Below are 9,608 nucleotides of genomic sequence, written 5' to 3'. Positions count from 1 at the left end.
GTGGTTGCTCCTTTTCGTTTCGTTCTTAAGCTAACGGTTCCCCATGGTAGCCACTTTGGCAGGGCGGCACTGTAACGATTCGGTTAAGTATTAGCGCAGGTCCCGGAAAAATTCGGCGAGCAGTTCCGCGTTTTCGGGTTCCATGATCCCGCCGCGGACTTGGATTTGGTGGAGGTGGTGAGGGTCGCGGAGGGCGTCAAGCAGGGAGCCAACGGCGCCGGTTTTGGGCTCGAAGGCGCCGAAGATGAGCGAGTCGATGCGGGCGCCGAGCAGGGCCCCGGCACACATGGTGCAGGGTTCCAAGGTGACGACGAGCTCGCAACCGTCAAGGCGCCAGGTCCCGAGGGTGCGCGCGGCGTCCCGGATCGCTTCGACTTCGGCGTGGGCGGTGGGGTCTTGGCGTTGTTCGCGCCGGTTGACGCCGCGGCCGATCACCTCGCCGCCAGCGTCGAAGACGAGGGCGCCGACGGGCACGTCGCCGGGCGGGGTCGTTGCCGCGAGGTCGAGCGCTTGTTGCATGCGGGCGGTGGCGCGCCGCTGCCAGCTTGAGCAGGCCAACGTTACCGCAGTGCTTCGTGAAGTTCGTCGGCGAAGCCGAGGGCGTCGGCAATGTCCTCGATGAGGTCGGCGGGTTCTTCGTCGGCGTCGAGAAGGAGGCTGAGGCGTTCTTCGGTGAGGCCGAGGTCGGCGAGGATGTCGAAGTCGCCGTCGGCCCAGCTGTCGGTGTCGTCAAGGTCATCGGGGTCGATGTCGGGGATGTCGCAGCCGGCTTCTTCGAGGGCGTCGGCGGCGTAGTCGTCGTCGACGGCGATGGGGGCGTCGCTAAGGAGGATGCGTGCCCTGTTTGGGCCTGGGCGCAGCACCACAACGTACTCATTTTCGACGTTGAGCAGCGCAAACGCCGGGCCTTCGCTGCGGAGGCGGCGTACTGCGGCGATGGTGTCTTCCAGCGAGTCGAAGCTGTCGTTGTAGCGGTGCACGGACCATGCGCCGTCGTGCTGGGCGACTGTCACTGCGTACCCGTCTGGAAATTCCTGTGCCATGTCTCACGACATTAGCCTGCACGCAGTGAATTTGTCACTAGAATGTGAAACCGTGACTGCCTCATTCCTACATTCTTCGCGCCACCTGCCTCCCGTCTGCATTGTTGGGCTGGGGTTGATCGGTGGCTCCATCATTCGCGACCTCACCGCGGCCGGCCACGATGCGTTCGGCTACACGCACTCGAATGCGGGCACGAGGGCTGCGCAAAAAGATGGTTTCGACGTCACCAACGACCTCGAGGCCGCACTGCAGAAGGCAGAGGCGCAGCAGGCCCTGATCGTGATCGCGGTACCGATGGATGCGGTGGCGACCGTCCTGGACGCCATCGCGGAGCACGCCCCGAGCTGCGGCATTACAGACGTGGTCAGCGTGAAGCAGCCGGTGTACGACCTCGTGCTGGAGCGCGGTCTTGAGGAACGCTACGTTGGTGGGCACCCGATGGCCGGCACCGAGTTTTCCGGCTGGTCGGCGTCCCAAGAAGGGTTGTTCCAGCGCGCGGCGTGGGTGGTGACGTATGACTACGCGGAGAGCGTCGACAAGGTGCCACAGACGTGGGCGAGCCTGTTCGCGGACGTGTGCAACCTGGTCGCGGTCACGGGCGCGGAGGCCGTGCCGGTGTCAGTGAAGCGCCACGACGAGGCAGTGGCCCGCGTGTCCCACCTGCCGCACGTCATCGCGGAGGCGCTCTCCGTGGTCGGGGATCGCGGCGGCACGCTGGCGCAGTCGCTGGCGGCTGGCTCATTCAAGGGCGCCACGCGCGTCGCGGGCACGGACCCGTCGCTGGTCCGCAACATGTGCGAAACCAACGCGGAGAGCCTCGTCAGCATCATCGACGAGTTCACCGAACTGCTTGCCGACGCCCGCTCCGCCCTCTCCGCCGACGCTCCTTCCATGAAGCGCCTCGCCGAGAACGGCCACCGGGCGCACACCCGTATGCTGGCGCGTTCGGGCGCGCGACGTGAGTCGGTGTCACCGGTGAAGATTTCTTCGCGCCCTGTGATGCGCCTACACCCGGGCGCGCCAGGCTGGGTGAAGCAGCTGCGCCAGATCGAGTCGTTGGGCGGACGCGTCGAGGTGTTCTAACTCGCGTTTACTGGGTATGACGAAGGCCCGAGGGGATCACTCCCTTCGGGCCTTTACTCTGTACTGCTAATGCGCTTTATGCGTCGCGGCGACGTCCCATGAAGATGTACGCGCCACCGATCAGGAACAGCACGATGCCGAGCGTGATCACGCCGGACATCGGGGTACCGGTATCGGCGAGGTCCCCGCTGCGGGTCGACGTGGTCGTCGAGGAGGACTTGCTGGAGCTACGATTGCTGCTGCTCTTCGACGTGGAACGGGACGCTGCCGTGCTGCGGGACGTTGCGCTGGTGGTACGTCCGGTGGAAACAGTGCCGGAGCTCTTGGAGTTGGAGAACGTTGAGGTCGTCGAAGTCTTCGAGCTTGTCGACTTCGAACCTGCAGCCCCTGCGCCTGCGCCCGCGAGGGCACCGAACGCGCCGAGCAGCGGCTTGACCTCCTTGAACACCTCGAGGATTTCCTGCGGCTTGGACATCGTGCTCGTTGCACGGGTGTCCTTGTCCAGGGTGATTTCCTTGACCAGGTCATCCTTCTTGATCTGGATGGACTTGTTCTTGTAGCCTTCCGGTGCCTCTACGAGGCGGACAGTGAAGCTCTTGTCGTTGAGCTCTGCTGGCAGGGTGGTAGACAGGTAGCCGTCGGCGTCGGTTGCGCCTTCGAGTTCGAGGTTGTCCAGGCTCGGGACGACCAGGCGTGCGCCCTCGACCGGCTTCTTCTTTTCACCAGTGCCGACGTAGATCTCGACCTCGAGCGTGCGCTGCTCGGTGGCCTCTGGCGTCGGAGTTGAGGACGGCTTCTCATTGTTGTTGGCCGGAGGCTGCTGCTTGTCCGCATCCTTGTTCGTCGGCTCAGTAGGCTTCGCAGCTTCAGCGTCAGACTTCGTCGTTTCGGACGGCTTCTTATCCGCCTGCTCCGCAGTATTGTCAGACTTCGGGGCCTCCGCATCGGCCTTCGTCTTGTCCGAAGCCGGCGTCTCCGCGTCCTTTTCCTCACCAGCGTGCTTGATGGCAGTGAATCCGAACTTCTTATCGGCGCCGAGCACCTCACTGAGCGTGTCGTCGCCGTCCTGGGAGAACGTGGCCACGAGCTCGTCGCCAGGGCCGATCTTCAGCTGCGTCGGCTTGAACTCAACGGTGTTGCCGTCCTTGTCGCCGGCAACGAAGACGTCGGTGTCCTTGGTCACTGCGTAGGCAACCTCACCCAGACGGTCGATGCCCTCGGTCTTCACACCACGCGCCACCTTCAACGTGGTCACGCTGAGCTTGTCGGTGTCGGTGTTCAGGGTCCACAGCGCTGGCTTGCCGTCGAGGGTTTCAGCGTATGCGTGCAGGTACTCCCCCTTCGGGTCGACCTTCTTGGAAGCCGTGCCCCACGCACCGGGTGCCTTGAAGTCCTTCGGCTTGCTGAAGGTATCCACCGACACCTTGTGCTCGGTGAACACCGGGGTGGTGGTCGCGCTCAGCTTGTCCAGGTCGATGGCGTAGTAGCTGTCGCCGTCCTTGGCCAGCTCCTCCGACACAATCAGGCGACCATGAGAGGTAATGGTTGCCGTGGTGATGTCGGTAGGAAGTGCGCCGTGCTCGACGCGTGCAGCCCCAAGATCTTCGACGTTGCCCGTCGCCGGGTCGATCTTCAGCAGGTGGTTCTCCTGTGGCGCGGTGGACAGCGCGTAGACGCTGCCGTCGGTTGGGTGCCCCGCCACCGCCGTGTACGTCCACGCACCGGACTCGAGCTCTACACCGCTCGTACCAGTGCCCGGCTTATCGCTTGTCGACGCCTTCTTCGCCTTCGCTGGCGTCGTCGCCACTGCTGGCGCACCCGCAACTGACGGAGCAACGCTCACGGTTGGGGTGGCGCTGGCGCTCGGCGTCACGCTGGAGGAAGCAATGCTCGAAGGAGCGGTTGCTGTCGTGGTGACGGGCGCCTGGGTGGGCGTCTCGGTCGTGGTGTCGGCGTTCGCTGCCACTGGGACGAGTGTGAATGTCCCGGCGAGTGCGGACGCCATCGCCAAGCGGCCGTAGTAACCGGCGGTTTTCGAAATTTTCATTGTTCCCTCTCGTATAGGTTGCGGGGCTGCAAACCCAGTAATCCACCATTCAATGTACAAAACGATGTGGTACTTCTCAAGCAGCAACCCGCCACCATTTTCGTGGTGGCGGGTTACTTTTCGCTCGTCCTTAGCGCTTTGGGCTAGGAGACCTTTTCCTCACTAGGGGTCTGCTCTTTCTTGCTGGAGCTTTCTCCCTTGCTGGAGCCGTCGGCACCAGACTTGCAGGCTGCGTAAGCAAGGCCCACCGCGATGGCACCGACCGCGACCAGGATGATGGCCAGCACTGCCGGACCCGCTGCTGGGTGCAGCTGCTCTAGCTGTCGGCTGATCTGGTTCATCCACGCCGGACGCTCGATTGCGAGCTGCGGCATCGCCTGGTTGAACTGCTTGACCACGGCGTTGAACGTCTTCACCGTGGCCTTCGTGGCCACCGGGATGAACGCGGGGGTCTGGATCGGGCCGTGCGGCGTATGGATCACACCCGTGCGCCCATGCTTGCCCGGCGCGTCATACAAGGTGGTGTTCAGGTCGAAGGAAAGGTCGTCGGTCATGCGTGCTCCAGTGATTCGGGGTGGAATTCGGCTTCGAGTTCGGTGCCCTCCACGTCAACTTCCGGCAGCACCTTGTCCAGCCACTTCGGCATCCACCAGGTGGAACGGCCCAGGATGAACATCGTAGCGGGGACGAGCGCCATGCGGACGAAGAAGGCGTCGAAAAATACGGCGGCGCCGAGCGTAAAGCCAAAGATTTGGATGAATGGCAACGGCTGGTCGATGAACGCCACGAACACCGCAATCATGATGACGGCTGCGGCCGTGACCACGCGCGCGCCCTGCACGAAGCCCTCGACGGTGGACTCGCGCACCGCCTTGATTTCCGCCTCCGGGTCGCCGGCGCGGCGCAACTTCAGGTAGCGCTCGCGGATACGGGTGACAAGGAAGACCTGGTAGTCCATGGCCAGGCCGAACGTGACGCCGATCAGGAAGATCGGCATAAATGACAGGATCGGGCCGGGAGTGTTCACAAGTCCGCCCCAGCCGAGCTGGAACAGGCCCACCGTCATACCGAACGCCGCACCGACCGACAGCAGGAAGCCCAGGCCCGCCACCACCGGCACCAGGATGGAGCGGAACACCAGGATCAGCAGGATGATCGCCAGCCCAACCACAATCGCCAGGTAGAGCGGCATCGCGTCGCCCAGCTCCTCAGTAATGTCCATCTGCACCGCAGTGAGACCCGTCAGGCCTATCGACGTCCCCGTCGCATCCTCCACCTGGACATTGTTCGCACGCAGCGCATGCGCCACCTCCAGCGTGTACTCCTCTTCCGGACCGCCCTTCGGGGTGGCCAGGATCCGGGCCGCCGTCAGGTCCTCATTCGCGCCGACGAGCTGCGCGTGCTCGATCCCGTTGACGCTGTTGGCCTCCTGCACCGCGTACATAAACGACGCCAGCGCCGCCTTCTGCGCGCGCCCGCCGGCTTCGTCCGGCATCATCGCCATGTACGGCTGCAGCATCTCCGCGTCCGGGTTGACGGAGGTGGCGTCGACAACCAGGAGGAACGGCGCGTTGACCCCCGGGCCGAAGCCCTCCGCCATCAGGTCCGCCGACTTGCGCTGCGTCGTGTCCAGGTTCGACGTCGTATCCGACGGCAACGCCATCTCCAACTGCAGCAGCGGCGCCGACATCGCACCCAACCCCAGCACGACGACCGTCATCACCACCACCGGGAACTTACGCACCACGTTCACCCAGGAACGGCCCACCGACTTCGCCGACAAGTCGCGACCAGGCCGCTTGCCCGGGCCAGGGTTGCCCGCGAACCACGGCAGCTTCCCACCAAACGAGCGATCACCCCACACCCCCAGCAGCGCCGGGAGCAGCGTTAACGCCACAAGCACCGCGATGAGCACCGTCAGCGCCGCCGCCAGGCCCATCCACGTCAAAAACTCAATACCGGCCAGGGACAGCGCCACCAGCGCCGTAAACACCGTCGCCCCCGCGAACACCACCGAGGACCCGGCCGTTCCCACCGCCAGGCCCGCCGCCTCCGGCGCGTCCAGCGTCTGCCGCTCCTGCCTGTACCGCGACAGGATAAACAGCGCGTAGTCAATACCGACAGCCAGCCCGATCATCACCGCCAGCACCGGCGTGACCTCGTTGAGCTCCACCCAATGCGTCGTGATCAGCACCGCCAGCACACCAATGCCCACCCCAACAACAGCACTCACAATCGGCATTGTCGACGCCACCAAGGACCCAAACGTCACAATCAGCACCACAAACGCCACCGCGAGCCCCACCATTTCCGACGTCGTCTTAATCTGGATCGGATCCCCGAACCCGGCGCCACCGGCCTCAACCTGCAGGCCAGCCTCCCGGCCGATCTCCAGCGCCTCATTGACCACGGCGCGCTCTTCCTCCGACACCGACATCGAAGACTCCGCACCAAACTCAAACGTGGTGTACCCGATCCGGCCATCATCCGACACCATCCGCAGGTAGTACGCGTCCTGCTTCGCCTGCTCCTCAGGCAGGCCCATCTGCGTCATCTGCCCGACGATCATCTCCCCCAGCTCCCGGTTCACATTCACCGGGTTGCCAAACCTGTCCGTCCCCGTCAGCCCCTCCAGGTGCTCCTCGATGTAGCCGACCGTCGCGTCCATCCCCGCCATGAACTCCGGCTCATCTAATCGACGCCCCTCCGGCGCCGCAAACACCAAATTCACCCCGGGCGCCGTCGCCACGTTCCCTTCACCCGGGAAGTGTCGGTCCATGTCCTCCAACGCATCGATCGCCGGTGTTCCCGAAATCGAGAACTCCGACGTAAACGGCTTCATCAGCGAAAACGCCCCTGCCGCCGTCGCCCCGAGCAGCAACAGCCACGCCACGATCACCTTCCACTTATGCAGAAATGACCAGCGCCCAAGCCGAAACAGCATCTTCGCCACGGTGTTTACGTCCTCACTGTCGCTTCTCGATTCTGACTGCCACCAAACCGTGGCACACTACCAGGCCATCTTATAGGCGAACCCTTGCTGGACTCGATTTCCCTTCATACCCAGGTCACCGGTTTGACCAAGCGAAAAAGTTGCCCGCCTTAGACAACCTGGGGAAACGCACCGACCCCACCCCAAATCCGGGAATGTGGTGCACATACAAAGGAGCGAGTGCCAAAAGACGCAACGCAATAATTCTAGCCCTTTTTTGGCCTGCGGGAATACAAATGCTCGTTTTGCGAATTGCGTCCTTTGGCACTTTAATGGATATAATTAGACCCATGTTGATTTCAGGTTCCGTTTTCATGCGGCCGCTCACCAGCCGCTAAGGCGGTTTTCTCCCTCCCGCAGGTTAGAAACCGCTCCGGTCCTTTAGCCGGGCGGCTATTTGTCATGCCCGGCTCCCTTTCAAATCCAAGGAGCACACCTGATGTCTGCATACGGACACGGCCGTCACGAGCATGGCCAAAATTTTCTCACCAACCACAAGATCATCAACTCCATCATCGACCTTGTGAAACAAACCTCCGGCCCCATCATTGAGATCGGACCAGGAAGCGGTGCCCTCACTCACCCGATGGCCCACTTGGGGAGGGCGATAACGGCAGTTGAAGTGGACGCAAAACTAGCTGCCAAAATCACACAAGAAACCTCCTCGGCGGCGGTCGAAGTGGTCCATGATGATTTCCTTAACTTCCGGTTACCCGCCACTCCCTGCGTCATTGTGGGAAACATTCCCTTTCACCTCACCACTGCCATTCTTCGAAAGTTGCTGCATGCGCCAGCATGGACTGACGCTGTACTCCTCATGCAGTGGGAAGTCGCTCGCCGCCGGGCCGGGGTAGGCGCAAGCACGATGATGACGGCTCAGTGGTCCCCATGGTTCACATTTCACCTGGGTTCTCGGGTACCAAGGACTGCTTTCCGGCCACAGCCAAACGTTGACGGGGGGATCTTAGTGATCCGCCGGGTGGGTGACCCGAAGATTCCGATAGAGCAGCGCAAAGCCTTTCAGGCGATGGTGCACACCGTTTTCACTGCCCGGGGACGCGGGATAGGGGAAATTCTCCGAAGGGCAGGGTTGTTTTCATCACGTTCAGAGACACAATCATGGTTGCGCTCGCGAGGAATCGACCCCGCGACCCTACCTCCCAGATTGCACACCAACGACTGGATCGATCTCTTCCAGGTGACTGGTTCCTCTCTACCTCACCATCGACCCATTTCACCATCGGGAAGTAGTCAACGACCTCCTCAACGGAAAAGCCGAAGCCGGCGGCGTTAATCCCCACCAAAACCGAAATCCACCAGTAGTACTAAAAGGGCTCTTCCGGTTTTAGAGTGCATTGATTAGTTCGCCGGGGGTTCGGGCGTGGCACAAGATATTGGGGTCCTTGGCTTTGTAGGAAAAAGGTATCTAATCCATCCGTACAAAACTAAGGACCTACTGTGCAGCCTAACGGAAATGTCATCGTCGATACCATCTGCCGCACCGCAAAACTAGGAACTACTATCACCGGTGCCACAGAAAACGGTGACGTCACTGTTATTGAAGCCGAACCCGTCGAGCCGATCAATGAATGCCCTACCTGCGGGCAGCCTGGAGTATTCCGCGACCACGTCATCCGCAGCCTGGTCGATCTGCCCATCGTCGGCCACCCAACAACTTCATGTGCGCCTTCCACGCTACCGGTGCACCAACAAGCGTTGCTTGCAGAAGATCTTCCGTGCTGGCCTTGCCTGCGCGCCCGACAATTCAAAGACCACGGACCAGGTGACCCACTGGATCCTGCAACGACTCTGCCTAAATCGGATGAGCGTTGCCGCTGCACCCAAGTCATTAGGCCTGGGGTGGGATATGAAGTGTCCCAGGTTTTGTTCCGTTTGATGAAACCCGTTTTTGAAACAACGTACGGAGCACAACGCACGCCGATGCCAAAGCTTCCGCAACATCGACTACCTCATCAAACCCACGACAGTGGGATTCACACCCTCAATCCCCACGCGTGCAACCCGGCACTCGCGCACTCGGGCCCCCCAAAACCAAAACAACGCACCCCAGGCGAACCCAGGGTGCGTTGTTTTTAATTGGCGGTAGCGGCGGGATTTGAACCCGCGGAGGTTTTACCCTCACTCGCTTTCGAGGCGAGTACCTTCGGCCGCTCGGACACGCTACCGCAAACCAGGGTAACGGTTATTGCCCGAGCAACCAAATCAAGGCGGGGACTAGTCGTTCAGTTTGTCCTCGACCTTGGCGGCTACCTCGTTTGCCTTGTCCTTGACGGAGTCGGCAGCCTCGTTGACCTTATCCTTTGCATCGCCAATGAGCTGGTTGGCCTTGCCTTCGTTCTCGAGGGACTTGTCGTCGGAAAGCTTGCCAGCTGCTTCCTTAGCGGTGCCCTTCAGCTTGTCTGCTGCTCCTTCAAAAGCCAT

Annotated in this window: 7 protein-coding genes, 1 tRNA gene and 2 pseudogenes; 3 read left to right on the top strand and 7 right to left on the bottom strand. The window is 61.9% G+C overall.

The window, feature by feature from the left end; translation table 11 throughout:
- Nucleotides 1-90 precede the first annotated feature (90 nt).
- Nucleotides 91-519 (bottom strand): nucleoside deaminase, encoded by a 429-nt coding sequence (locus ACXIUA_RS08680; protein ID WP_071567969.1) that lies wholly within the window; start codon nucleotides 517-519, stop codon nucleotides 91-93.
- Between the two features lie 41 nt (nucleotides 520-560).
- Entirely contained in the window at nucleotides 561-1,043 is a 483-nt protein-coding gene (locus ACXIUA_RS08675; protein ID WP_457976578.1) for a tRNA adenosine deaminase-associated protein, read from the bottom strand.
- Nucleotides 1,044-1,095: 52 nt separating this feature from the next.
- Here ACXIUA_RS08675 and ACXIUA_RS08670 point away from each other — a divergent pair, with 52 nt between their 5' ends.
- Entirely contained in the window at nucleotides 1,096-2,127 is a 1,032-nt protein-coding gene (locus ACXIUA_RS08670) for a prephenate dehydrogenase (RefSeq protein ID WP_246814881.1), read from the top strand.
- Between the two features lie 76 nt (nucleotides 2,128-2,203).
- Here ACXIUA_RS08670 and ACXIUA_RS08665 read toward each other — a convergent pair whose 3' ends face one another.
- The 3 genes and pseudogenes from ACXIUA_RS08665 to ACXIUA_RS08655 form a co-directional block, all read right to left on the bottom strand.
- Entirely contained in the window at nucleotides 2,204-4,174 is a 1,971-nt protein-coding gene (locus tag ACXIUA_RS08665) for a hypothetical protein (protein WP_457976577.1), read from the bottom strand.
- Nucleotides 4,175-4,581: 407 nt separating this feature from the next.
- Nucleotides 4,582-4,728, bottom strand: a pseudogene (locus ACXIUA_RS08660) (tRNA guanosine(34) transglycosylase Tgt); the annotation flags it as partial.
- Complete coding sequence (locus tag ACXIUA_RS08655) at nucleotides 4,725-7,127, bottom strand: MMPL family transporter (RefSeq protein ID WP_457976576.1); 2,403 nt, start codon at nucleotides 7,125-7,127, stop codon at nucleotides 4,725-4,727. The gene ACXIUA_RS08655 and the pseudogene ACXIUA_RS08660, both read right to left, overlap by 4 nt.
- A 478-nt stretch (nucleotides 7,128-7,605) precedes the next feature.
- Here ACXIUA_RS08655 and erm point away from each other — a divergent pair, with 478 nt between their 5' ends.
- Both erm and ACXIUA_RS08645 read left to right on the top strand, forming a co-directional pair.
- Nucleotides 7,606-8,460, top strand: coding sequence for a 23S ribosomal RNA methyltransferase Erm (gene erm, locus ACXIUA_RS08650; protein WP_457976575.1), 855 nt, complete (start codon nucleotides 7,606-7,608; stop codon nucleotides 8,458-8,460).
- Between the two features lie 164 nt (nucleotides 8,461-8,624).
- Nucleotides 8,625-9,042 (top strand): annotated as a pseudogene (locus ACXIUA_RS08645) (transposase family protein); the annotation flags it as partial.
- Nucleotides 9,043-9,264: 222 nt separating this feature from the next.
- Here ACXIUA_RS08645 and ACXIUA_RS08640 read toward each other — a convergent pair.
- Nucleotides 9,265-9,352, bottom strand: a tRNA-Ser gene (locus tag ACXIUA_RS08640).
- Nucleotides 9,353-9,401: 49 nt separating this feature from the next.
- On the bottom strand, nucleotides 9,402-9,608 hold a 207-nt coding region (locus tag ACXIUA_RS08635), incomplete at its 5' end, for a CsbD family protein (RefSeq protein ID WP_070363288.1).

Source organism: Corynebacterium sp. UMB8791 (assembly GCF_054166365.1).
The sequence above is the reverse complement of the archived record's forward strand: the minus strand, read 5'-3'. Positions and strand labels throughout refer to the sequence as shown.